This window comes from Azohydromonas australica DSM 1124 (genome assembly GCF_000430725.1).
In the GTDB taxonomy this organism is placed as follows: Bacteria; Pseudomonadota; Gammaproteobacteria; order Burkholderiales; family Burkholderiaceae_C; genus Azohydromonas; species Azohydromonas australica.
The window spans coordinates 56,023-80,203 of the sequence record NZ_KE387204.1 but is presented as its reverse complement, the minus strand read 5'-3'; the positions used below and the strand labels follow the sequence as shown (position 1 = coordinate 80,203).

At 71.9% G+C, this 24,181-nt stretch carries 21 protein-coding genes; 15 read left to right on the top strand and 6 right to left on the bottom strand.

The genetic code is table 11. The features are described 5' to 3' along the window. Positions 1–62: 62 nt before the first annotated feature. Positions 63–362 (top strand): hypothetical protein, encoded by a 300-nt coding sequence (locus tag H537_RS0122225; protein WP_028999604.1) that lies wholly within the window; start codon positions 63–65, stop codon positions 360–362. 73 nt (positions 363–435) lie between these two features. On the opposite strand, the gene H537_RS0122220 is transcribed toward H537_RS0122225, so the two are convergent. After that, the gene (locus H537_RS0122220) at positions 436–858 is read right to left on the bottom strand and encodes a hypothetical protein (protein ID WP_028999603.1); all 423 of its coding nucleotides are present in this window, start codon (positions 856–858) and stop codon (positions 436–438) included. A gap of 166 nt (positions 859–1,024) precedes the next feature. Then, the gene (locus H537_RS0122215) at positions 1,025–1,912 is read right to left on the bottom strand and encodes a LysR substrate-binding domain-containing protein (protein WP_028999602.1); all 888 of its coding nucleotides are present in this window, start codon (positions 1,910–1,912) and stop codon (positions 1,025–1,027) included. A 131-nt stretch (positions 1,913–2,043) separates the two neighbouring features. On the opposite strand from H537_RS0122215, the gene H537_RS0122210 reads away from it, so the two are divergent. From H537_RS0122210 to H537_RS0122155, 12 genes are all read left to right on the top strand, one after another. After that, positions 2,044–2,793, top strand: a complete 750-nt coding sequence (locus H537_RS0122210) for an SDR family NAD(P)-dependent oxidoreductase (RefSeq protein ID WP_028999601.1) — start codon at positions 2,044–2,046, stop codon at positions 2,791–2,793. Between the two features lie 88 nt (positions 2,794–2,881). Continuing rightward, entirely contained in the window at positions 2,882–3,865 is a 984-nt protein-coding gene (locus tag H537_RS0122205) for a TRAP transporter substrate-binding protein (protein WP_028999600.1), read from the top strand. Positions 3,866–4,111: 246 nt separating this feature from the next. After that, a complete protein-coding gene (locus tag H537_RS0122200) occupies positions 4,112–4,636 on the top strand; it encodes a TRAP transporter small permease (RefSeq protein ID WP_043459627.1) in 525 nt (174 codons plus the stop codon). A gap of 1 nt (position 4,637) precedes the next feature. Continuing rightward, a complete protein-coding gene (locus H537_RS0122195) occupies positions 4,638–5,897 on the top strand; it encodes a TRAP transporter large permease (RefSeq protein ID WP_028999598.1) in 1,260 nt (419 codons plus the stop codon). Between the two features lie 16 nt (positions 5,898–5,913). Then, the gene (locus H537_RS0122190; protein WP_028999597.1) at positions 5,914–6,792 is read left to right on the top strand and encodes a sugar phosphate isomerase/epimerase family protein; all 879 of its coding nucleotides are present in this window, start codon (positions 5,914–5,916) and stop codon (positions 6,790–6,792) included. Further along, on the top strand, positions 6,792–8,558 hold the full coding sequence (gene dhaL / locus H537_RS0122185; protein WP_028999596.1) for a dihydroxyacetone kinase subunit DhaL: 1,767 nt from the start codon (positions 6,792–6,794) through the stop codon (positions 8,556–8,558). The genes H537_RS0122190 and dhaL overlap by 1 nt, the downstream gene beginning before the upstream one ends. A gap of 21 nt (positions 8,559–8,579) precedes the next feature. Then, positions 8,580–9,032: a ribose 5-phosphate isomerase B gene (gene rpiB / locus H537_RS0122180; RefSeq protein WP_028999595.1), complete on the top strand. Its 453-nt coding sequence runs from the start codon at positions 8,580–8,582 to the stop codon at positions 9,030–9,032. 136 nt (positions 9,033–9,168) lie between these two features. Next, entirely contained in the window at positions 9,169–11,229 is a 2,061-nt protein-coding gene (locus tag H537_RS44765; protein WP_051243098.1) for a PAS domain S-box protein, read from the top strand. Further along, complete coding sequence (locus tag H537_RS0122170; protein WP_028999594.1) at positions 11,226–11,609, top strand: response regulator; 384 nt, start codon at positions 11,226–11,228, stop codon at positions 11,607–11,609. The genes H537_RS44765 and H537_RS0122170 overlap by 4 nt, the downstream gene beginning before the upstream one ends. Positions 11,610–11,658: 49 nt before the next feature. After that, entirely contained in the window at positions 11,659–12,825 is a 1,167-nt protein-coding gene (locus tag H537_RS0122165; RefSeq protein ID WP_043459625.1) for a SpoIIE family protein phosphatase, read from the top strand. Further along, positions 12,818–13,348 (top strand): STAS domain-containing protein, encoded by a 531-nt coding sequence (locus H537_RS0122160; protein WP_043459623.1) that lies wholly within the window; start codon positions 12,818–12,820, stop codon positions 13,346–13,348. The genes H537_RS0122165 and H537_RS0122160 overlap by 8 nt, the downstream gene beginning before the upstream one ends. Positions 13,349–13,703: 355 nt before the next feature. Further along, complete coding sequence (locus tag H537_RS0122155) at positions 13,704–14,927, top strand: YbfB/YjiJ family MFS transporter (protein ID WP_084150874.1); 1,224 nt, start codon at positions 13,704–13,706, stop codon at positions 14,925–14,927. 15 nt (positions 14,928–14,942) lie between these two features. Here the strand turns inward: H537_RS0122155 and H537_RS0122150 are convergent, their stop codons facing one another. Beyond that, positions 14,943–16,874 (bottom strand): acyl CoA:acetate/3-ketoacid CoA transferase, encoded by a 1,932-nt coding sequence (locus tag H537_RS0122150; protein WP_028999590.1) that lies wholly within the window; start codon positions 16,872–16,874, stop codon positions 14,943–14,945. A gap of 81 nt (positions 16,875–16,955) precedes the next feature. Between H537_RS0122150 and H537_RS0122145 the strand changes: the two genes are divergently transcribed. Then, positions 16,956–18,029 carry a hypothetical protein gene (locus tag H537_RS0122145; protein ID WP_051243097.1) on the top strand — a complete coding sequence of 358 codons (1,074 nt, stop codon included), beginning with the start codon at positions 16,956–16,958 and terminating at the stop codon, positions 18,027–18,029. A gap of 111 nt (positions 18,030–18,140) precedes the next feature. After that, positions 18,141–19,220: a hypothetical protein gene (locus H537_RS44760; RefSeq protein ID WP_051243096.1), complete on the top strand. Its 1,080-nt coding sequence runs from the start codon at positions 18,141–18,143 to the stop codon at positions 19,218–19,220. Positions 19,221–19,286: 66 nt separating this feature from the next. Here H537_RS44760 and H537_RS44755 read toward each other — a convergent pair whose 3' ends face one another. The 3 genes from H537_RS44755 to H537_RS44750 form a co-directional block, all read right to left on the bottom strand. Then, positions 19,287–20,261: a transglycosylase SLT domain-containing protein gene (locus tag H537_RS44755; protein ID WP_051243095.1), complete on the bottom strand. Its 975-nt coding sequence runs from the start codon at positions 20,259–20,261 to the stop codon at positions 19,287–19,289. A gap of 448 nt (positions 20,262–20,709) precedes the next feature. Then, a complete protein-coding gene (locus H537_RS0122130; RefSeq protein ID WP_051243094.1) occupies positions 20,710–22,152 on the bottom strand; it encodes a sigma-54-dependent transcriptional regulator in 1,443 nt (480 codons plus the stop codon). Beyond that, positions 22,149–24,005, bottom strand: coding sequence for a sensor histidine kinase (locus tag H537_RS44750; RefSeq protein ID WP_238446761.1), 1,857 nt, complete (start codon positions 24,003–24,005; stop codon positions 22,149–22,151). The genes H537_RS0122130 and H537_RS44750 overlap by 4 nt, the downstream gene beginning before the upstream one ends. Between the last annotated feature and the right edge of the window lie 176 nt (positions 24,006–24,181).

Here is a 24,181-nt window from a genome sequence, read left to right as displayed (position 1 = left end):
TGTGCCGGGAGCGGATCGGCTGGGCGTGGTGCCTGGCCCCAAGCAACCAAGAGGAGACCGACATGAAGCGACTGACGGCCCTGCGCCTTGCCTGCCTGCTGTCCGCGGCGGGCGTGATCGCCACAAGCTTGGTGGGCTGCGCCTCCACCCGCACCACCGCCGACACCCCCATGCGGCAGGCGGCCACGACGACCAGCGCGCCCACGGGCGTCACGCCGCAGGTCACCGGCGCCGGCACGGGCGGCGCCGCGCCGGCCACGCGCGACTGGGCCCAGGTGGACACCAACCGCGACAACCTGGTCTCGCCGGAGGAGATGGCGGCCTACCTGAAGGCCAATCCGGGGCCGCTGAAGGGACGTTGAGGCCCGCGGGCGCAACGCTTGGAGCGCAGAGCGCTGCCGACGCGGCACCGCAGAAGGCCGTGCCAACCCGGGTTCAGGACAGCCGCGTCACCGTGACGCGCAGCGGCCCGCCCTGCTCGGACGGCAACGGCCGGTTGTTGTCGTATTTGTTGGGCCAATCGTTGGCGAAGAAGTAGAGCTGACGGTCGTCCCAGCCCGCCACCTCGGCCGGCGCAGTCCATTCGCAGCCTTCGCCCACCGGGAAAGCTCGCTGCAGGTTCTTGCCTACCGTGCCGCACAGCAGGAACACGCGGCGCCAGGGCAGGCGGTTCCACGCCTCCAGCAACAGCCCCGGCCAGCCCTCGGGGCCGCAGGTAATCCAGGCGTCCTTCCACTTTCCTTCCGCCTCGAAGCGGTAGCGGGCGCCGGGCACGACCTCGATGCCTGTGGGGCAATAGAGGTCGCGCGGGTCCACTTCGACAGTGGTGACGGTTTTCTTGACAACGGCATCGAGCATGCGGATCTCCCGTGACAAGCTGAACGCGGACATGGGCAGGGGCGCAGCAGAAACAACCGGAACAACTGGCGCACCACGCAAGGCCTCAGTGTGCTCACCCGGGCAGGCAACGGCTTGTTTTGGCACAAGGCCATGCAGGTGAACGCGGCCCGCCGGCCGCTTCTCCTCAAGGGCTCCCGGCCCGCTCGCGCAGCCACTCCACGAAGCTCACGACCTCGCTGCGCTGGGCGTGGCGCGCCGGGTAGACCAGGAAATGCGCCTGCACCGGCAGCGACCAGCCCGGTTCGAACACCGGCCGCAGGCGCCCCTTGCGCAGGTGCGGATCGCCGATGGACGTGCTCTCCAGCGCTACGCCCAAACCCTGCACGGCAGCGTCCAGCGTCATAAAGGCGCGGTCGAAACGGTAGGCATAGCCCGCGGGCGAGTCGGCCACGCCACGGCTCGCGAACCAGTCCGGCCACTGCACCACGCTCACCGTGGACTGGATCAGCGGCACGTGCAGCAGATCCTCCGGCGCCTCGATGCGATGGCGCTTCAGGAAGGCCGGACTCGCCAGCGGCGTGATCTGCTCGTCGAAGATCGGCTGCACCGTCAGCAGCGGCCAGTTCGGCAGGCCGTAGCGGATGTCGATGTCCGCCTGGCCCACCGAGAAGTCCGAATGCACCACGGACGAGGACAGCGACAGCGAGATGCCCGGGTGCACCTTGGCGAAGTCCGCCAGCCGCGGCATCAGCCACAGCGTCGCGAAGCTGGGCGTGGAGTGCACGTGCAGCGAGTTGCGCACGCCCTTGCGCGCGTTGTCGGTGGCCGCGCTGATGGCCGCCAGCGCGCCAGCCACGCGCTTGAGATAGTCCTGCCCCGCCTCGGTGAGCTCCACGTTGCGCGCCGTGCGCTCGAACAGCCGCACGCCCAGGAAATCCTCCAGCTTGGCGATCTGGTGGCTGATGGCCGAGGGCGTGAGGTGCAGCTCGTTGGCGGCCACCGTGAAGCTCAGGCGGCGCGCCACCGTCTCGAAGGCCACCAGGCTGGACAGGGGAGGAAAGGCGGAAGGCATGGGGTAAATCAGTGCAAACCCAAGGATGACGAAACATCAACCATCCTTGAAATCATATCGTTTGTGCTCAAGCAAGGCGGTTTCCACAATGGCGCCCATCGCAGACCCCACCCCACCTTTCGGAGACACGCATGCTGCTGAAGAACAAGGTTGCCCTCATCACCGGCGGTGCCGGCCTCAACGGCCTGGGCTTCGCCACCGCGCGGCTGATGGCCGAACAGGGCGCCCACGTGGTCATCATGGACCTGGAGTCCGCCAACCCGGCCGCCGCCGCGGCGCAGCTCGGTGACGGGCATTTGGGCGTCGTGGCCAGCGTCACCGACAAGGCGCAGGTGGACCGTGCCGTGGCGCAGGCGCTGGAGGCCTTCGGCCGCATCGACATCCTGGTGAACAACGCCGGCGTCACGCAGCCGCGCAAGACCGTGGACATCACGGGCGAGGACTACGACCGCGTACTGGACGTGAGCCTGCGCGGCACGTTGCTGGCGTCGCAGGCCGTGATCCCGGCCATGGAGTGCCAGCGCGGCGGCTCGATCATCTGCATCTCTTCCGTCTCCGCGCAGCGCGGCGGCGGCATCCTGGGCGGCCCGCACTACTCGGCGGCCAAGGCCGGCGTGCTGGGCCTGGCGCGCGCCATGGCGCGGGAACTGGCCGGCGCGGGCATCCGCGTCAACTGCATCACCCCGGGCCTGATCGGCACCGACATCCTCAAGGGCAAGCTCGACGACACCCGCAAGGCCGAGATCGCCGAGGGCATCCCGCTGGGCCGCCTGGGCCACCCCAAGGACATCGCCGGCGCGTGCGTCTTTCTCGCCAGCGAGCTCTCCGCGTACTGCACCGGCATCACGCTGGACGTCAACGGCGGCATGCTCATCCACTGATCCCGCGTCCGGGACACCACGGGGCCTCGCGCCCCGACCGCACTCACCAAAGACAAGCGCCGCTCAGACGGCCCTCAGGAGACACCCCATGAAGCGCAGGACCTTCTCTGCCGCCAGCTTCGCGCTGGCCGCCACGCTGGCTTTCCCCGCCCTGGCCCAGAACGTCAAGCTCACCCTCGGCCACGGCGCCGCGCCGGGCAACCCGCGCCACGAGGCGGCGGTGAAGTTCGCCGAGATCGTCAAGGCCAAGACCAACGGCCGCATCGAGATCCAGGTCGCCCACTCCGCACAGCTCGGCGACGATGCTGCCATGGTCACTGCGCTGCGCTCGGGCACGCTGGACCTGTCGGCCAACAGCCAGGGCGCCCTCTCCACGGTGGTGCCGGAGTACGCGGCGCTGGGCCTGCCCTTCCTGTTCTCCGACATCCAGAAGGCCTGGGCCACGCTGGACGGCCCGATCGGGGAGGAGCTGGCCAAGCGCACCGCGGCCAAGAGCATGGTGGTGCTTGGTTACTGGGACAACGGCATTCGCCACGTCAGCAACAACAAGCGGCCAGTCAAGGCGCCCGCGGACATGAAGGGCCTGAAGATCCGCACCCCGCCCGACGGCATGACCGTGGACATCATGCAGGCGCTGGGCGCGGACACGCAACAGATCAAGTTCGCCGAGCTTTACGTGGCGCTGCAGCAGGGCGTGGTGGACGGGCAGGAGAACCCGCTGACCAACATCGCCTCGGCCAAGCTCTACGAGGTGCAGAAGTACCTCACGCTCACGGGCCACAAGTACGAGTGCAACCCCTTCCTGATGGGCAAGCGCTCGTGGGACAAGCTCAGCGCCGCCGACCAACAGGTGTTCAAGGACGCCGCGGCCGAGGCCACGAAGCTGCAGCGCAAGCTCTCCAAGGAGGCCGACGAGAAGCTCGTGGCCGAGCTCAAGGGCAAGGGCGTGCAGATCGAAACGGTCGACCGCAAGGCCTTCGTGGACGCCACCCGGACGGTCTACGACAAGTGGACCGCGGGCCCCAACGGCGAGTTCTTCAAGCGCGTGATCCAGCAGGTGCAGGCGCAGTAAGCGAAGCCTGTCAGCCAGAAACCGGCACGCCGCACACCCCGATTCGTCATTTCCGCGAAGGCGGGAATCCAGGCGGCCCCCAAGTCAGCCCGAGGCTCACGGGTCGGCGTACCGACACCTAACCAGTGGCGTGCCTGCATGACCTCTACGTACTGGTGTGGGACCGCCTGGATTCCCGCCTGCGCGGGAATGACGAAGCAGTAGGCGAACGGCTCGGCTATCGGTAACCGACCTTGAGAGACCGTGATGTCAATTCTTCACTTCATAGACCGCGGCATCGGCGCTGCCTGCCGCGGCGTCCTGTACCTCACGCTGAGCGTGGTGTTCGTGATCCTGAGCGCCAACGTGGCGCTGCGCTATGCCATGGGCACCAGCATCGCCTGGGCCTCGGAGCTGCCCGAGCTGATGTTCCCCTGGATGATCATGGCCGGCGTCGTCCTGGCCGCGCAGCACGGCTCGCACATCGCCGTGGTGCTGGTGACGCAGAAGCTCGCCCCCGCCGCGCGGCGCTGGGTGCTGACGCTGGGCTCGCTCACCGTGGCCGCCCTCTACACCGCGCTGGCCGCCATGGCCTGGCCGCTGGCGGAGATCGCCGCCGACGAGAAGACACCCATCCTGCAGGTGCCCGGCTCGGTGAGCGTGTGGTGCCTGCTGCTGGGCTTCGCGCTGCTGGCCGTGGTGACGCTGTGCAAGCTGCCCGAGATCTGGGCCGAGCGCGGCCAGCCGCATGACCCGCAGTCCGAGGCCGAAGCCCTCGTCCACGGAGCCTGACATGACCGCCCTCATCATCGTCCTGTTCATCGCCACGGCGCTGGCGTCCATCCCCATCGCGCACGCGCTGGTGCTCTCGGCCGTGGGCGGCCTGTTCATCCTCGACAAGGTGCCCGTGCACCTGGCCATCGAGCAGATGATTGCCCAGACGCAGAGCTTCCCGCTCATCGCCATCCCGTTCTTCATGATGACCGGCGCGCTCATGGTCAGCGGCCGCCTGGGCCAGAGCCTGGTCAACCTGCTGTCCATGATGATCGGCCGCGTGCACGGCGGCCCGGCCCAGGTCGGCGTGCTCTCCAGCACCATCTTCGGCGGGGTCTCGGGCTCGGCCGTGGCCGACGCCTCGGCCATCGGCTCCATGCTCATCCCCTGGCTCAAGCGCCTGGGCTACCCCGCGCCGTTTGCCGCCGGCACGCTCGCCGCGGCCGCGACCATCGACATCCTGATCCCGCCCTCGATCCCCATGATCGTGTACGCGCTGGTTTCGGGCGCATCGATCGGTGCGCTGTTCGTCGCGGGCATCCTGCCGGGCCTGCTGATGTGCGGCGGCTTCATGGCCGTGTGCTACGTCCAGGGCCGCCGCCGCGGCTTCCCGCGCGACACCACGCCCTTCAACTGGGGCACCTTCCTCAAGCAGCTCGCCCACGCCGGCCCGGCGCTGGCCATGCCGGTGCTGATCATCATCTTCCTGCGCTTCGGCATCGCCACGCCCACCGAGGTCAGCGTGATGTCCACGCTCTACGCGCTGGTGGTCTCGGGCCTGGTCTACCGCGACCTGGACCTCAAGAAGCTCAAGCACGCCGCGATCGAGGCGGGCATCTCCACCGGCGTGGTGCTGCTGATCATCATGGCCTCCAGCGTGGTGGGCTGGATCGTGACCTACGAGCAGCTGCCCGCGGCCTTCACGCAGTTCGCCAAGGAAACGCTGCAGTCGCCTTGGCTGATCATCCTGGCGATGAACCTGATCATGCTGGCCACCGGCATGTTCATCGACCTGCCCGCGGCCGTGCTGCTGCTCACGCCCATGTTCGTGCCGCTGGCGCAGGCCGTGGGCATGGACACGGTGCAGCTGGGCATCATGATGATCGTCAACCTCTCCATCGGCCTGTACCACCCGCCGATCGGCACCACGCTCTTCATCACCAGCTCGATCGCCAAGGTGCGCATCGGCGACGTGGTCAAGGAGCTCATCCCCTTCTACGGCATCGCCATCCTGCTGCTGCTGGGCTTCGCCTACGTGCCCGCGCTCACCCTGCGCTGAAGAGAACTCCACCGCCATGAACCACCTTCCCAAGAAGGACGGTGCCGAGCGCATCGTCTCCATCTCGGCCGCGCCCTACGATGGGCACGCCTTCCCGCGCGTGCTGGAGAGCCTGGCCGCCCTCGGCGCCACGCACGTGGAGCCGGCCTTCATCGTGGGCTACACCGAGCCCTTCGACGAGAGCGCCTTCACCCCGGCGCAGGCCGCGCAGTACGCGGCGTGGCTGAAGGAGCACGGCATCCGCTGCCACGCCTTCTCCTCGCACATCGACCTCGGCCGCGCCGACGCGGTGGAGGTGTTCAAGGGCCGCATGGACTTCGCGCGGCGCATCGGCGCCCGCGTGATCAACACCAACGCCGCGGCCCTGGCCAACGAGAAGCGCTTCTTCGCCAACATCGAGCCGCTGGTGCGGCATGCGGAAGCGCTCGACATGTGGATCGGCCTGGAGAACCCCGGCGACGGCTCGGACAACCTGCTCAACGTCGCGGCCGACGGCCCGGCGCTGCTGCGGCGCATCGGCTCGCCGCGCGTGGGCCTGAACTACGACGCCGGCAACACCATCTCGCACCGCCCCGGCGTGGACACGGTGGCCGACGCGCTGGCCGCCATGCCGCAGTGCCTGCACACGCACGTGAAGGACGTGCGCGCCAACGCCGACGGCTACTTCTTCACCCCGCTGGGCGAGGGCCAGGTCGGTTGCGGCCGCATCCTGCAGGGCATCGCGGCCACGGCGCTGGACCTGAGCATCGAGATCCCGCTGCGCCTGCACCGCGGGCCCGATGCCAAGCCCAGCCGCGGCGCCTACCCGGTGCCGCTGGCCGACATCGAGCGCGTGCTCGCCACCGCGCTGCGCTTCGTCGACGAACAACTGCAGACCGCCGAGGAGGCCGCGTGATGAACCGCGTCATCAACAACCCCGACCTCGTGGTCGAGGACATGCTCCAGGGCTGGCTGCTGGCGCATGCCGGCGAGGTGGCCGCCACCGCCAATCCGCGCGTGGTCAAGCGCGCCGCGGCGCCGCAGCGCGGCAAGGTGGGCGTGGTCACCGGCGGCGGATCGGGCCACGAGCCGGCCTTCCTGGGCTACGTGGGCGACGGGCTGCTGGACGCCGTGGCGGTGGGCGAGATCTTCTCGTCCCCGACCGCCAAGAGCTTCCTCGACGCCATGCGCGCGGCCGACGGCGGCGCGGGCGTGGCCTGCCTCTACGGCAACTACGCCGGCGACAACATGAACGTGCGCATGGCGCGCGAGATGGCGGCGGCCGAGGGCATCACCGTCAAGACCGTGGTCGCCAACGACGACGTGCCTTCCGCCGCCAAGGGCGACGAGGCCAAGCGCCGCGGCGTGGCCGGCGAGATCCTGATGTGGAAGGTGGGCGCGGCCAAGGCGGCGCTGGGCGGCTCGCTGGACGAGGTCATCGCCGTGGCGCAGCGCGCCATCGCCAACACCCGCAGCATCGGCATCGGCCTGTCGGCCTGCGTGATCCCGGCGGTGGGCAAGGCCAATTTCCACATCGAGCATGGGACGATGGAGGTGGGCATCGGCCACCACGGCGAGCCCGGCATCGACGTGCGCCAGACCGTCACGGCCGCCGAGATGGCGGCGCTGATGCTGGACGTGGTGCTGCCGGACCTGCCGTTCCAGGACGGCGACCGCGTCGCGGTGCTGCTCTCCGGGCTGGGCGCGACGCCGCTGATGGAGCAGTACATCCTCTACGGCGAGGTGGCCAAGCGGCTGGCCGCGCGCGGCATCGACGTCGTCTTCAACAAGGTGGGCAACCTCTTCACCTCGCTGGAGATGATGGGCGTGACGCTCACGCTCATGAAGGTGGACGACGAGCTGCTGCAGTGCCTGCAGGCGCCCTGCAGCGCGGTGGGGCTCACGGTGGCGGGCGCGGCGGCGGCGCCGGTCGAGTACGCGGCGCGCGAGGCCGTGGCGGCGGGGCAGGGCGCAAGGCCCGCCCGGCAGGCCGCCAGCGCGCTGCCGGTGGCCGCGCGCGCGGTGGTGGGCGCTTCCGTGCCGCTGGACCAGGCCGGCGGGGTGGTGCGCGCGCTGATCGCCACCATCCACGCGAACCGCGGCTACCTGTCGGAGATCGACGGCCTCATCGGGGACGGCGACCACGGCATCAACATGAGCAAGGGTTTCGCGGGCTGCGCCACGCGGCTGGACGCGATGGGGCCCGATGCACGCCGGCTGCCGCTGGCGCTGGTGCAGCTGTCGCAAGCGCTGATGGACGACATCGGCGGCTCCATGGGGCCGCTGTACGGCCACTTCTTCCTCGGCCTGGCCGAGACGCTGGTGCCGCACGAGCGGCTGGACGCGGCCCTCTTCGGCGACGCGCTGGCCGCGGCCGTGGCGCGCGTGCAGGCGCTGGGCAACGCGCAGGTGGGCGACAAGACGCTCATCGACACGCTGGCGCCGGCGCTGGCCGCGTACCGCGAGGCGCTGGCCGGCGGTGCGGCGTTCGGCGCCTGCCTGCAGGCGATGAGCGACGCGGCCGAGGCGGGCAAGGAATCCACGCGCGCGCTGCAGGCGCGCATCGGCCGCAGCGCGCGGCTGGGTGCGCGCTCCATCGGCGTGCTCGACGCCGGCGCCACCTCCTGCTGTCTGCTGCTGCAGGCGATGGGGCGCTCGCTGCAGGAACAGCTGGCGAACTGAAGCTTTTTCGGAGACACGACCATGAAACTCGCCATCGGCTGCGACGAAGCGGCCTGCAACCTGAAGAACGCGCTCAAGGCGCACCTGCTGGCCCAGGGCCACGAGGTGACGGACTTCGGCACCCACGACAACGAGCCCGTGCTGTACCCGGACATGGCCTTCGAGGTCGCGCAGCGCGTGGCCGCGGGCGACTTCCCGCGCGCGCTGCTGTTGTGTGGCACCGGCATCGGCATGGCCATCTGCGCCAACAAGGTGCCCGGCATCCGCGCCGCGCAGTGCCACGACACCTATTCCGCCGAGCGCGCCAGCCGCAGCAACGACGCGCAGATCATCACCATCGGCGCGCGTGTGGTCGGCCCCGAGCTGGCCAAGGCCATCGTCGACACCTGGCTGCGCGCCAGCTTCGACGGCGGGCGCTCGCAGCCCAAGGTGGACCTCATCAACGCCTTCGACAGCGCCCGGGCCGCGGCCTGAGCCGGGCCTGCCGGCCGCCGGGAAGCCTCCAGGCACCCCGGGCGCCGCTGACAGGCTGTAACCGGACTGGCACCGGTTGCATTCCGCGCCCGGTTTAGCGGGGCAGCGGGGGCGGGGGAACAATCCCCGCATTCCGATGAGCGTGCTGCCCCACTCCCAACCTGCCAGCGCCCTGCGTGCGCCGGACCATCCCCCTTCCGAAACCGCGTCCGCCGCCGTGCTGGACGAGCTGGCCGCCGTGGCCGCGCTGGTGTGCGCGGCGCCGATCGCCACTGTCAGCCTGACCGACGGGCAGGGCCCGCGCCTCGTAGGGCGTGCCGGGCTGGACAGCGGGGGCGACTGTCCGCTGACCGCCCCCTTCCGCGCCCTGGCGCAGCAGCAGGAGCTGCTGGTGGTCGCGGACGTGAAGACCGATCCGCGCCTGGGCGGCAAGGCCTTCGCCTGCGGCGACCTGCGGGTGCGCTTCTGCGCCGCGGTGCGGCTGCCGCTGCACGGCGAGCTCTCGGGCCTGCTGTGCGTGGCCGACCACCGTCCGCGCCTGCTCAGCGACGCCCAGCGCCGCGCGCTGCGCACGCTGGGGCAGCTGGCGGCGGCGCAGCTGGAGCTGGGCTGGCGCACCGACGAGCTCGCGCGCGCCGAGGCCTCGGCCTCGGAGAGCGACGAGCGCTTCCGCATCGTCGCGCGCGCCACGGTGGACGCGGTGTGGGACTGGGACCTTGCCGCCGGCACGCTGCGCTGGAACGACGCCGTCACGGCGCTGTTCGGCTACCCGGCCGAGGCCGTCGAGCCCTCGCTGGACTGGTGGGCCGCGCACATCCATCCCGAGGAGCGCGAGCGCGTCGTGATGGGCATGCATGCCGTGGTCGAGGGCGGCGGCACCGGCTGGCACGAGGAATACCGCTTCCTGCGCGCCGACGACAGCTGGGCCTACATCGACGACCACGGCTACGTCATCCGCGACGCCTCGGGACGGGCGCTGCGCATGGTCGGCGCCATGCACGACCTCACCAGCCATCGCCGCAGCGAGCACGAGCTGCAGCGCATGCGTGCCTACCTCAAGAACATCATCGACTCCATGCCGTCGATGCTGGTGAGCGTGGACGGCGAGGGCCGCGTCACGGAGTGGAACGCCTCGGCCGAGCGCGTCACCGGCATGGCCGCGGCGCAGGCGCTGGGGCGGCGCTTCGCCGAGCTGCTGCCGCAGTATGCGCAGCAGATGCACAACGTGCGCCGCGCCATCGCCGAGCGCGCGCCGGTGCGCGCGGAGCGCCAGCCCGTGGTGCACGAGGGCGAGACGCGCTTCGTGGACGTGATGACCTACCCGCTCACCGCCAACGGCGCGGTGGGCGCCGTGATCCGCGTGGACGACGTCAGCGAGCGCGTGCGCATGGAACAGATGATGGTGCAGACCGAGAAGATGATGTCCGTGGGCGGCCTGGCCGCGGGCATGGCGCACGAGATCAACAACCCGCTGGGCGTGATCCTGCAGAGCTGCCAGAACCTGCGCCGCCGCCTGGGCGTGGAGCTGCCGGCCAACCGCCGCATCGCCGAGGAGGTGGGGCTGGACCTGGACGCGCTGCAGCGCTACCTGGGCGCGCGCGGGCTGGACAGCTTCGTCGAGGCGATCCAGGAGGCCGGCGAGCGCGCCGGGCGCATCGTGGCCGACATGCTGGCCTTCAGTCGCCGCGCCGAATCGAACTTCGCGCCCGAGCGCGTGGACCAGATGCTCGACGCCGTGGTGCGCCTGGCCGCCAGCGACTACGACCTCAAGAAGCAGTACGACTTCAAGCAGATCGAGGTGGTGCGCCACTATGACCCCGAGCTGCCCGCGGTCCCCTGCGCGCGCACGGAGATCGAGCAGGTGCTGCTGAACCTGGTGAAGAACGCGGCGCAGGCCATGGCCGAGGGCGGCCGGCGCCCCTCGCGGCTGACGCTGCGCACGGCGCGCGAGGACGACGCGGTGCGCATCGACATCGAGGACAACGGCCCGGGCATCGAGACCGCGGCGCAGCGGCGCATCTTCGAGCCCTTCTACACGACCAAGCCGGTGGGCATCGGCACGGGGCTGGGGCTGTCGGTGTCCTACTTCATCATCACCGACCACCACAAGGGCAGCCTGGCGCTGGAGTCCACGCCGGGCGAGGGCAGCTGCTTCACGATCCGGCTGCCGCTGCGCCAGGGAGGGCTGCGGCCATGAGCGGCGACGCCGTGCTGCGGGTGCTGGTGGTGGACGACGAGCCCGTGATCGCGCTGTGCGTGCAGGCCTTCCTGGAGGACGACGGCATGGAGGTCACGGTCGTGACCTCGGGCGAGGAGGCGCTGGAGCACGTGGGCACGGGCCGCTGCTACGACGTCTGCATCATGGACGTGCGCCTGCCCGGCATCGACGGCGCCACCACCGTGGCGCGGCTGGCCGAGCGCTGTCCCGGGCTGCGCTTCGCCATGCACACCGGCTCGGCCGAGTACGAGCTGCCCGACGAGCTGGGGGCGCTGGGCGAGATCCCGCTGCTGCACAAGCCGCTGCGCGACATGACGCCGCTGGCGGCCACGGTGCGGCGGCTGGCCGGGGCGCAGTGAGCGCGCGGCCGCGGCGCTCCGAGGCCCGGCGTTTGCCTTGCTGCCGCACATGACCCGCATCCTGAGCATCGACGACGACAGCGGCATCCGCCGCAGCCTGGCGGCGTACCTGGAGGACTGCGACCACGAGGTGATCCAGGCCGCCGACGGCCGCAGCGGGCTGGAAACCTTCGATCGCGAGCAGCCCGAGCTGGTGCTGTGCGACCTAGGCCTGCCCGACATGGACGGGCTGGAAGTGGTGGCGGCGCTGCACGCGCGCGCGCCCGACACGCCGGTGCTGGTGATCTCCGGCGCGGCGCAGGTGGGCGACGCGGTGCAGGCGCTCAAGTGCGGCGCCTGGGACTACATCACCAAGCCCATCGCCGACTTCGGCGTGCTCGACACCGCCATCACGCATGCGCTGGAGCGCGCCCGCCTCATCCGCCAGAACCGCGACTACCAGTCGCAGCTGGAGGCCATCAACCGCCAGCTCGCGCACACCGTGCGGCAGCTGCAGGACGACGAGGAGGCCGCGCGCTCGCTGCAGCAGCGGCTGCTGCCGCCGGACGGGCTGGCCTTCGGCGAGTACCGCTTCACGCGGCGGCTGCTGCCCTCGGCCTACCTCTCGGGCGACTTCATCGACTACTTCCCGCTGGACGAGCACCGCATCGGCTTCTACCTCGCCGACGTGGCCGGCCACGGCGCGGCCTCGGCCTTCGTGGCGGTGATCCTCAAGACGCTGGTGGGGCGCTACCTGCGCGCCCATGCGCGCGAGCGCGACCCGACCATCCTGCACCCGGCGCTCGCGCTGTCGCAGCTCAACCGCGACTTCTGCGCCGAGGAACTGGACAAGCACGCCACCATGCTCTACGGCGTCATCGACCGGCGCGAGCACTCGCTGTGCTGGAGCAACGCGGGGCACTTCCCGTATCCGATCCTGCACGACGGGCAGTCGGCTCGGTTCCTGGCACACCGGGGGCGGCCGATCGGCCTGTTCGAGAGCGCGCGCTACGCGGAGGAGTGCGTGCGGCTGCCGCCGGGGTGCCGGCTGCTGCTGGCCTCCGACGGGGTGCTGGAGCTGCTGCCGGCGCAGGACACGCGCCGCGCCGAGGCGCTGCTGCCGCAGGTGGGCGATGCGGCACAGCGCCTGGAGGACTTCATGCAGCGCCTAGGGCTGCAGGAGCCCGTGGAGCGCATCGACGACATCGCCCTGCTGGAGATCGATCACCATGCCTGAAGCCGGAGGACGGATCCTTCACGCCCGCAGCGGCGGCATCCACGTGCTGCGCCTGCTGGGCGAGGTGCGCTACCCGCTGGCGCCCGCGCTGGACGCCTGGCTGCGCAAGCTGTTCGAGGAGGACCCGGCGCCGGCGGGCTTCGTGATCGACCTGAGCGAGACGGAAGCCATCGACAGCACGCACCTGGGGCTGCTGGCGCGGCTCAACAACCGGCTGCGCCAGGTGGGCGCCCCGCGCGCCACCCTCGTCACCGGCCGGCCCGACATCAGCGAGGTGCTGATGAGCATGGGCTTCGACGAGGAGTTCAACCTGGTCGGCCCGGACGGCAAGCCCGTCGTGCTCGAAGGCTTCACCGTCGCGGAAGGCGACGCGGACGAGGCCAACGATGAAACCCTGGCCAGCACGGTGCTGGAGGCGCACCAGGCGCTGATGAACCTCAACGAGCGCAACCGCGAGCAGTTCAAGGACGTGGTGGCGATCCTGGAGCTGGAACAGGCGGAAAGGCGGGGCGGGGTGTCGTGAAAGGGAAGACTGAAGTGAGCTTGCAGCGTGCTGTTCGGGGGACTCAAAGCTCTGTCGCATCCTGCTGGTCGAGACGTTTCGCCCCTTGATTCGTCACTCCCGCGGAGGCGGGAGTCCAGGCGGTCCCCAAGTCGCCGCCAGCAGATCGGGACGAATGTCGGGGCTTGGATGCTGGTTCGCGGCATCCAGGCTCCGCGCTGACGTGGGGCCGCCTGGATTCCCGCCTGCGCGGGAATGACGGAGTAGAGAGGCCGCCCCCGTACTTCGTCCTGCGGAAACGTTTCGTCTTTTCTTGGACAGCGGCAATGCGCCTGCGCGGGAATGGCGAAGTAGAGGGCCGCCCACAATGCCCCTCATGAGCCGCCCCCTGCCGCCTTCCCAAGCCGCCGCTGCCGCTCCCGGCGCCGACCCGCTCGCCGCCTCCCTCGCGCCCGCCCTCGGCCTGGCCCTGTCCGCCGCCGTGTCGCTGGGCCTGGCGCGCTTTTCCTATGCGCTGCTGCTGCCGCCCATGGCGGCGGACCTGCACTGGAACTGGTTCACCGGCGGCGCGATGAACACCGCCAACGCTGCCGGCTACCTGCTGGGCGCGCTGCTGGCGCCGCGCGCGCTGGCCCGGCACGACGCCCGCGGGCTGCTGCTGGGGGGCGGCTTCGCGGCGGCGCTGCTGCTGGCGCTGCACGGCGCAGTGCGGCACGACGCGCTGCTGGCCGCGCTGCGGCTGCTCACCGGCGTGGCCAGCGCGGCGAGCTTCGTCTCCGGCGGGTTGATGGCGGCCCGGCTGGCGGCGCAGTCCGGGCACGCGGGGCTGCTGCTGGGGCTGTACTACGGCGGCACGGGGCTGGGCATCGTCGCCTCCGCGCTGCTGGTGCCGCTGGCAGTGGCCACGCCGCCGGACTGGCCCTGGGCCTGGCTGGCCCTGGGCGCGGCGGCCCTGGCGGCGACGCTCTCCACCGCGGCGACCACGCGCCGCCTGCGTGCCGCGCCCGGTGCGAGCGCCGCCGCCGGGGCGCGCGAGCGGCTGCACTGGGGACCGCTGGCCTTCGCGCTGGCCGGCTACCTGATGTTCGGCCTGGGCTACATCGGCTACATGAGCTTCATCATCGCGCTGCTGCGCGAGCAGGGCCTCTCGTCGGGCTGGCGCACCGGCTTCTACGTGCTGCTGGGCGCGGGCGTGGTGGCCTCGTCGTGGCTCTGGGCCGGGCTGCTGCAGCGCGCCCGCGCAGGCGGGGCGCTGGCGCTGCTCAACGGGCTGCTGGCGCTGGCGACGCTGCTGCCGGTGCTCAGCGCCCATCCGCTGCCGGTGTTCGTGTCGGGCGCGGTGTTCGGCGCGGTGTTCCTGTCGGTGGTGGCCTCGACCACGGCGCTGGTGCGGCGCAACCTGCCGCCGGCGCTGTGGCCCGCGGGCATCGCGGCCTTCACCATCGTCTTCGCCGCCGGGCAGATCGCCGGCCCGACGCTGGTGGGCTGGCTCGCCGACGGCCCCGGCGGTCTGCCGCGCGGCTTCATCTGCTCCGCCGCGGCGCTGGCGCTGGGGGCGGTGCTGGCGCTGGGGCAGCGGCCGCTGAAGCCGCAAGCCTGAAGCGGCGCGCCCGCCTCAGCCCTTCAGCTGCTCCCGCGCCTCCTCGGCGGTCGCATACACCTGCGGATCCACCCCCCGCGCCGCCAGCGCCGGTGCCAGCCGTGCGCGCACGAAGCCGGCGCTGCCGTAGCGCGTGACCTTCGAGTAGAAGCGCCCGGCCGTGCGCTGCACCATCGCTGCCCAGTCGTCCTCCAGCGCGGCGTCGATCTGGAAATGGTCGTAGTTCACCACCGCGCACAGCTTGCGCGCGAGCGGCTCCAGGCGCTGCGTGATCGCCCGCTCCACCGCCTCGATGTCCTCGCTGCTGTGCACCGCCAGGCGCTCGAAGTTCACGAAGAAGGTGCCGCTGTCCGCGTCCAGGTGCAGCCGCTCGGCCAGCGGGCGCGCCAGCAGCCGCTCGCGCAGCTTCATCGGACCCGGCGCGAAGATGCACGCCTCCATCTGCCGCGGCGCCGCCTCGATGACGGGCACGAAGGCCATGCGCGCCAGGATGTCGCGCTCCAGGTCCACCCCCGGCGCGATCTCCACCAGCTGCAGCCCGCGCTCGTGCAGCCGGAACACGCAGCGCTCGGTCACGTACAGCGCCTCCTGCCCGCGGCGCAGGGCTTCGCGCCCGGCGTAGGTGCGCTGCTCCACCTCCTGCACGAACTTCGCCACCGAGCCGTCGCCGGCGCAGAAGCTGCCCACGAACACCACCTTGCGCGCGTTCTGGCTGATGTTGATGAAGCCCCCTGCGCCCGCCAGCCGCGTGCCGAAGCGGCTGACGTTGAGGTTGCCCTGCGCATCGGCCTGCGCCAGGCCCAGGAAGGCGATGTCCAGCCCGCCACCGTCGTAGAAGTCGAACTGGTAGGGCTGGTCGATCACCGCGTGCGGGTTCACCGCCGCGCCGAAGCTCAGGCCCGCCGCCGGGATGCCGCCCACCACGCCGGGCTCGGCCGTGAGCGTGATGAGGTCGATCACCCGCTCCTGCGCCGCCACCGCCGCCACGCCTTCAGGCATGCCTATCCCTAAGTTCACCACCGCCCCGGGCCGCAGCTCCAGCGCGGCGCGGCGGGCGATGATGCGCCGCGCGTCCAGCGGCGCGCTGCCGGTGTCCGCGTGCGGCGCCACGCGCTGCGCCGGCAGCCGCACCTCGCCGGCATAGGCCGGGTTGTAGGGCTCTGCAAAGGTCTGCATGTGCAGCTCGGGCTGCTCGGCCACCACCACGCAATCGACCATCACGCCGGGAATCTTCACCTGCCGCGGGTGCAGCGAGCCGCGCTCGGCCAGGCGCTCGACCTGCACGATCACCAGCCCGCCGCTGTTGCGCGCGGCCATGGCGATGGACAGCACCTCCAGCGTCAGCGCCTCGCGTTCCATGGTGACGTTGCCGTCCAGGTCGGCCGTGGTGCCGCGCAGCAGCGCCACGCCGATGGGGAAGGTCTTGTAGAGCAGCACCTCCTCGCCATCGAGGTCGATCAGCCGCACCAGTTCCTCGGTGCTGCGGCTGTTGACGCGCCCGCCGCCGTGGCGCGGGTCCACGAAGGTGCCCAGGCCCACACGCGAGAGCTGTCCCGGCTTGCCGGCAGCGATGTCGCGGAAGAGCTGCGAGATCACGCCCTGCGGCAGGTTCCAGGCCTCGATGCGGTTCTCCACCGCCAGCCGCTGCAGCCCCGGCACCAGGCCCCAGTGCCCGCCGATGACGCGCTTGAGCAGCCCTTCGTGCGCCAGGTGGTTCAGCCCGCGCTTGGCGCCGTCGCCCTGTCCGGCGGCGTAGACCAGCGTCAGGTCCCGCGGCGTGCCGGTGCTCGTGAAGCGCTGTTCCAGCGCCACCGCCAGGTTCTCGGCGAAGCCGATGCCCACGAAGCCGCCCGTGGCCACCGTGGCGCCGTCGGGGATGAGTTGCACCGCCTCCTCGGCGGTCACCACCTTGTCGGCGGGGCGGAAGGTCGTTTCCCTGTGTCGCATGCGCTTCTCCTGGGACTGGGAAGGTCGCCGTCGCCGGCGCTGGCAGCATACGCGGCCCGATTCACAGCCCGCGCCTACCGCATGGTTCACGACCGCCCCGCCCACCCAGCCTCCGATGTCCCGCGTACGGCGCGGCGGCGCCTGCTCGCCGGGCTGGGGGCCGCCGCGGCGCTGGGCGGCGGCTGGGTGGGCGCTGGCGCCGCGCCGGCGCCGTCAGCACCGGGCGGCTTCGCCTTCGCGCTCATCGGCGACGTGCCCTACGGCACGCGCGAAGTGCCGCAGGTGGACGCGCTGATCCGGGCCCTGAATGCCGATGCCGAGCTGGCCTTCGTGCTGCACGTGGGCGACATCAAGAGCGGCGCGGAGCGCTGCGACGACGGCCTGCTGCGCGAGCGGCTGCGGCAGATGCAGCAGGTGCGCGCGCCGCTGGTCTACACCCCAGGCGACAACGAGTGGACCGACTGCCACCGCCCGCTCAACGGCGGCTACGTGCCCACCGAGCGCCTGGCACTGCTGCGGCGGCTGTTCTTCGCCGAGCCCGGGCGCAGCCTGGGCCGGCAGCCCATGGCGGTGCGCTCGCAGGCGCTGGAGGACCCGGCGCACGCCGCCTTCGTCGAGAACGTGATGTTCGAGCGCCAGCGCGTGCTCTTCGCCACGCTGCACGTGGTGGGCAGCCGCAACGACCTGCTGCCGTGGGTGGGCGTCGACTACCGCGACAACGTCAGCGGCACCAACGCCCAGCGCGGCACCGAGTTCGAGACGCGGCAGGCGGCCAACCTGGCGTGGCTGGACCGCCTGTTCGGCGAGGCTCAGCGCCGCGGCGCCGCGGCGGTGGTGGTTGCCATGCACGCCAACCTCCGCATCGAGATGCAGGCGGGCATCCCGAAGCGTCAGGGTTTCGACGCGGTGGTGGAGCGGCTGCGCACGCGCGCCGCCGCCTTCGGGCGCCCGGTGCTGCTGCTGCATGGCGACTACCACGGCTTTCACATGGACCAGCCCTGGAACCGCGAGGGTGCGGCCGAGCCGCGGCTGCCCAACGTGACCCGCGTGCAGAGCTACGGCAGTCCCCACGTGCACTGGGTCAAGGTGCGCGTGGCGCCGGGCGCGCAGCAGGTGTTTGACGTCGTGCCGCGGCGGGTGAAGGGCAATCCGTGAGAGCGGCTGCCGGGCGCCCGGCAGCGTGAAGGCGGGCGCCGCCGCCGCTTCCGCGAAGGTCGCCGTCGCCGGCGCTGGCAGCATACGCGGCTGATTTCCTGGGAGTCCTGCATGCACCGTCACCATCCTTCAGTTTCGACCGCCGCTCCGCGTGCCGTACCGCGGCGCCTGCTGGCCGGGCTGGCGCTGGTGGCGGCGCTGCTGGGCGGCTGTGCCCAGCCCGATGCCGCAACGGTGCGCGAGCGCGCGCCGCAGCGCGGCAGCTTCAGCTTCGCGCTCATGGGCGACATGCCCTACAGCCCGCGCGAGGTGAAGCCCGTGGACACGCTCATCGACGATCTCAACGCCGACCGGGACCTGGCCTTCGTGCTGCACGTGGGCGACATCAAGGGCGGCGGCGAGCGCTGCGACGAGAACCTGCTGCGCGGGCGGCTGCAGCAGCTGCGGCGGGTGGCGCCGCCGCTGGTCTACACCCCCGGCGACAACGAGTGGACCGACTGCCACCGCCCCAGCAACGGCAGCTACGTGCCCACCGACCGGCTGGCGCTGCTGCGGCGCCTGGCCTATCCGGAGCCGGGGCGCACTCTGGGCCAGCGGCCGATGTCCGTGCGCTCGCAGGCGCGCGAGCAGCCGGCGCACGCGGCCTTCGTCGAGAACGTGATGTTCGAGCGCGAGGGCGTGGTGGTGGCCACGCTGCACGTGGTGGGCAGCCGCAACGGCCTGGTGTCGTGGATGGCGTTGGACCCCAGCGACGGCGTCAAGGGCACCAACGCGCTGCGCGGCGCCGAGGTCGAGTCGCGGCAGGCGGCCAACCTGGCGTGGCTGGACCGGGTGTTCGACGAGGCCACGCGCATCCGCGCGGCGGGCGTGGTGCTGGCGTGGCACGCCAATCCGCGCTTCGAGGCCGCGCCGGGCACGCTGGAGCGCCTGGGCTTCCAGCCGGTGCTGGACAAGCTGCGCGAGCGCGCCGCGGCCTTCGGCCGCCCGGTGCTGCTGCTGCAGGGCGACGACCACGTGTTCCTGGTGGACCGGCCCTGGATGCGCGAAGGCTCCACCGAGCCGCCGCTGCCCAACCTCACGCGCGTGCAGACCTGGGGCGCGCCCAGGATGCAGTGGATCAAGGTGCGCGTGGGGCCGAACACGCCGGAGGTGTTTCAGGTGGAGGAGCAGAAGGTGGGCGGCAATCCGTGAGGAGTGCCGACGGCGTGCCGGGGAGGGCGCCGACCCCGGCGGCCAAGGGCGCAAGCCGCCGGCGGCCTACCGCCCCCGCCGCTGGCTCACCGTCTCCACCCGCGGCTTGCGGATGAGTTCCAGCCGCGGCGACGGGCGCGTCACGCTGGCGTCGAAGGGATGGTTCGTCAGGCCTGCTGTCGAGAGCACCCGGTCCACGTAGCCGCGCGTCTCCTCGTAGGGCGGCACGCCCAGGTGGCGGTCCACCGTGCCCTCGCCGGCGTTGTAGGCGGCGGCCACGAGCTTCAGATCACCCTCGAAGTACGCCAGCAACCAGCGCAGGTAGGCCAGGCCGCCGCGCACGTTCTGCACCGGGTCGAACGGGTCGCGCACGTTGAAGCGCTCGGCCGTGGCGGGGATGAGCTGCATCAGCCCCTGCGCGTTCTTGGGCGAGACGGCGGCCGGGTTGAAGTTGGACTCGGCCTGCATGATCGCCAGCGCCAACTCGGGCTGGATGCGGTACTGCGGCGCGAGCTTCTTCACCAGCTCCACCATCTTCTTCGGCGCGGTATCGAACAGCCGCGTGCGCTGCGCCGGGTCCGTCACCAGGCCCGGGCGCGCGTTGCCGTTGATCATGGTGATGACGGCCGGCGGCGGCGCCGGCGGCAGCATGCAGTCGGGCTGCTCCGGCGCGACGCCGCTGAGCATGCGCTTGAGCATCTCCGCGCCCTGCGGAATGCCTTTGTCCGCGGCGAGCTGGAACATGTGCGCGGCCCAGGCGTCGTTGCGCGGCACGCCGCGGCCGTAGGCGTAGATCCAGCCCAGGCGGAACTGCGACTCCGCATCGCCCGCGCGCGCGGCGCGGCAGTACATCGCCGCAGCGAAGGCGTCGTCGCGCGGCACGCCGTCGCCCTTCTCGTAGCGCTCGGCATCGGCGCGCAGCAGCAGTGCCATGCGCATGCGCGATTCGGCGTCCTCCCGCGGCGCGGCGGCCAGCGCGGCGGCGCCGGACAACATCAGCAGGGCGGCTGCGGCGCAGCGTTTCAGCACGGCAGGACTCATGGGCGCTGGCTCCTCAAGCGGTGAAACGGCCGAAGCGGCGAACGGCAGGCAGGGAATCGGTACTTGGAGCGATTGACAGGCGGCCGTGGTGAGGTCATGGGCGGCGCCAGGGGCGTCGTACAGCGGAGGAAGGGAGGTTCGGCATCCCCGCAGTCGCGGACAACCCCCGGAGCAAACGATTGATGCGGCGACCGGTGCGCGGCAAGCGAGGGCGGTGCAAGGCGGCCTCAACTGCCGCCGTAAGAGGGCGCCATCCCTCTCTGGGGTGATGAATTAGGCGGCGCAGCCGCGGAAATCAACCCGGGAGGAGGCCGTGCCCGAGGCCGCGGGGCCCTGCGGATGAACGGGGCCGAAAGGGGCAGGAAATGCTGCCAGCCCGGCATGGGCTGTGGGCCACGCGCATCAGGCGCGCGGCCGGGCGGACCGCCGAGCGCGGCCCGGAAGGAAATCAGCCCTCGGCCTTGAACGCCGCCGCCGACAGGTTCAGCCGCTTGAGCTTGTCGTGCAGCGTCTGCTTGGGCACGCCCAGCGTGCGCGCGGCGGCGCTGATCTCGCCGCCGTGCCGGCGCAATGCCTGGGTGATGACGGCGCGCTCGAAGTCCTCCACCTGCTCCGGCAGCGTGCGCGTCGCGGCCGGCTCGGCCCCCGCCGCCGCGGGCACGCCCGGGGGCGGCGCCATCGCCGCGGCGGACGGGGCCACGCCGCCGCCGGGCAGCAGGCTGTCGTCCAGCAGGCCCAGCACGAAGCGGTCGGCCACGTTGCGCAGCTCGCGCACGTTGCCGGGCCAGGGATGCGCCATCAGCGCCGCCAGCTGCGCCGGCGTCACCATCGGCGCGCTCTGGTGGTAGCGGCTGGCGGCCTGCAGCGTGAAATGCTCGAACAGCAGCGGGATGTCCTCGCGCCGAGCGCGCAGCGGCGGCAGCTCGATGAAGGCCACGCCGATGCGGTAGTACAGGTCGGCCCGGAAGGTGCCCCGCTCGCTGGCGCGCTGCAGGTCCTCCTTGGCCGCGGCCACCACCCTGCAGTCGATGGGCCGTGGCACGTTGGAGCCCAGCCGCTCGATGCTGCGCTCCTGCAGCGCCCGCAGCAGCTTCACCTGCAGCCCCATGGGCATGCTCTCGATCTCGTCCAGGAACAGCGTGCCGCCCTTGGCGTGCTCCAGCTTGCCGATGCGCACCTTGCTCGCGCCGGTGAAGGCGCCGGCCTCGTGGCCGAACAGCTCCGTCTCGGCCAGGTTCTCGGGCAGGCCGCCGCAGTTCAGCGCCACGAAGTTGGCGTTGCGGCGCGGCCCCTGCTCGTGCAGGCAGCGGGCGATGAGCTCCTTGCCGGTGCCGGTCTCGCCGTAGATCACCACGTCGGCGGAGGTGGCGGCCAGCGCCGCGACCTTGGCGCGCACGCGCTCCATCAGCAGCGAGCCGCCCAGCAGCGTGGCCTCCACGCCGCGGCGGCCTTCGAGCTGCGCGCGCAGCTGCTCCACCTGCAGGCTCAGCCGGCGCTTGTCGGCGGCGCGGCGCACGGCCGCCACCAGGGTGTCGGCGCTGCAGGGCTTGGCGATGAAGTCCCACGCGCCCTGGCGCATGGCGTCCACGGCCATGGCGATGTCGCCGTGGCCCGTGACCAGGATCACCGGCAGCTGCGCATCCGCCGCCTGCAGCTCCGGCAGCCACTGCAGCCCGCTCAGGCCCGGCAGCCGCACGTCGCACAGCACCACCAGCGGCGCGCCGGCCGTCGCGTGCGGCCGCGCCTCCTCGACGCTGCCGCACTCGATCACGTCGAAGCCCGCCAGCATCAGCGCCTGCGCGCTGCCCAGCCGCACGTCCTCGTCGTCCTCGACCAGCAGGACGCGGATGGGGGTGGAGTCGGCGGGGTTCAGGGCGTCGGCAGCGGTCATGTGGCGTGGTGGTCGGAAACGGGAAGGTCAGGCGGGGAGGATGCCGCAGCGGCGGCTTCGGCCCGCGCCAGCGGCAAGGTGAAGATGAAGCGCGCGCCGCCCTCGGCCCGGTTCTCGGCCTGCAGCGTCCCGCCCGATTCGCGCGCGATGTGGGCCGAGATCATCAGGCCCAGCCCCAGGCCCTGGCCGGCGGGCTTGCTGGTGACGAAGGGCTCGAACAGGCGCGGCAGGATGTCCCCGCTGATGCCCGGCCCGCTGTCCTCCACCTCGATGCGCGCGTTCGCCCCGTCCGCCCGGGCGCGCACGCTCAGCTGCCGCGGCGGCAGCGGGTCGCCGGGGTCCGCGGCGCGGCTCTCCATGGCGTCCACGGCATTGGCCATCAGGTTCACCAGCACCTGCTCCGTGCGCGCCTCGTCGGCCAGCACCTTCAGCCCGGGCGGGTCGATGTCCACCGCGAACTCCACCCCCGCCTCGCGCAGCCGGCGCGACAGCAGGAACTGCGCGTTGCCCACCACCGGCTGCAGCGCCACCGGCGCGGCGGGCAGCTGCGACTTGTGGGCGAAGGTCTTCAGGCGCTGCGTCAGCGCGCCCAGGCGGTCCACCAGCCGGGCGATGCGCTGCAGGTTGCCTTCCACGTCCTTGGTGCGGCCGTGCTGCAGCAGCACGCAGGCGTTGTCGGCCAGCGTGCGCATGGCCGCCAGCGGCTGGTTCAGCTCGTGCACCATGCCGGCCGACATGCGGCCCAGCAGCGCCATCTTCCCGGCATGGACCAGCTCGTTCTGCGCCGCGCGCAGCTCGGCGGTGCGCTCCACCACGCGCGCTTCCAGGCTGTCGTAGGCCATCTGCAGCGCCACGCGGCTGGCGCGCTGCTGCACCAGCACGCGCCGGCGCTGCATCCAGGCGAAGGCCAGCAGCGGCAGCAGCAGCCCGGCCAGTGCGCCGGTGAGCGCCATGCGCCGCGCCTCGGCCTGCAGCGGCGCCAGGTCGTCCAGCACCACCAGCCGCCAGGGCGTGCGCTGCAGCAGCCGCTCCGTAGCCAGGTAGCGCCCGCCCTGCAGCGCCAGCAGCTGTCCGCCCGTATCAGGCAGCGTCTCGCGCACCCGCCAGTCCAGCGGCTGCAGCGGCGCGCCGCCGTAGGAGCGCGTGCGCGCGGCCTCCTGCCGCACGGGGGCGGGCAGGGGCTGCAGCGGGCGGTACTTCCAGTCGTCGCGCGTGCCCAGGATCACCACGCCGTGCTCGTCCAGCGCCAGCACCTGCCCGGGCAGCTTGCGCCAGGCCTGCTCGGTGGCCTCCAGGCTGACCTTCACCGTCGCCACGCCCAGCGGCGGCTGCTGCGGCGCCTCGAAGCCGGGCTTGGGCGCCAGCGCGAAGGACAGGTAGTAGCCCGGCTTGCCGCTGGAGACACCCACGCCGAAGAAGCGCCCGCGCTGCCGCGCCAGCGCGTCGCGCACGTAGGGCCGGAAGGAGAGGTCGAGCCCCAGCGGCGAGCCGGGCTGCCCGGCGTCGCCCGCGGCCAGCACCAGGCCGTCGCGGCCGATCACGTAGAGCATGTCGGCGCCGGCGGTGGCGTTGATGCCGCGCAGCGTGGCGTTCACGTCGCGGCGCAGCCCCTCGTCCCCGGGCGTGCGCAGCAGCTGCAGCACCTGCGGCGTGGTCTCCAGCAGCGAGGGCAGGTAGTCGAAGCGCGCGAGCTGCGCGTCGAGCCCGGTGGTCACCAGCTCCAGCCGGTGCTGGGCCTGCTGCTGCAGCGAGGCCAGGCCGCTGCGCCAGGCCAGGCGGTGGCCGGTGAAGGCCGCGGCCGCCACCAGCGCCAGGCCGGCGGTGCTCCAGGCGAGCAGGGTGCGGGGTTTCACGTCATTCCAAAGCATTGCGCGCCGCGCGACCGGCCCCAAAGGCTGGCCACGGCGGCGCGCAGCATAGGCGCAAAGCCGCGGTCAGCGGGCCGCCGCGGGCATGTGCGCTTCCTGCGCGTCGAGCACGGCTTCGGGCTCCTCGGCCTCGGCGACGGTCTCGCCGTTCAGGGTGCGGC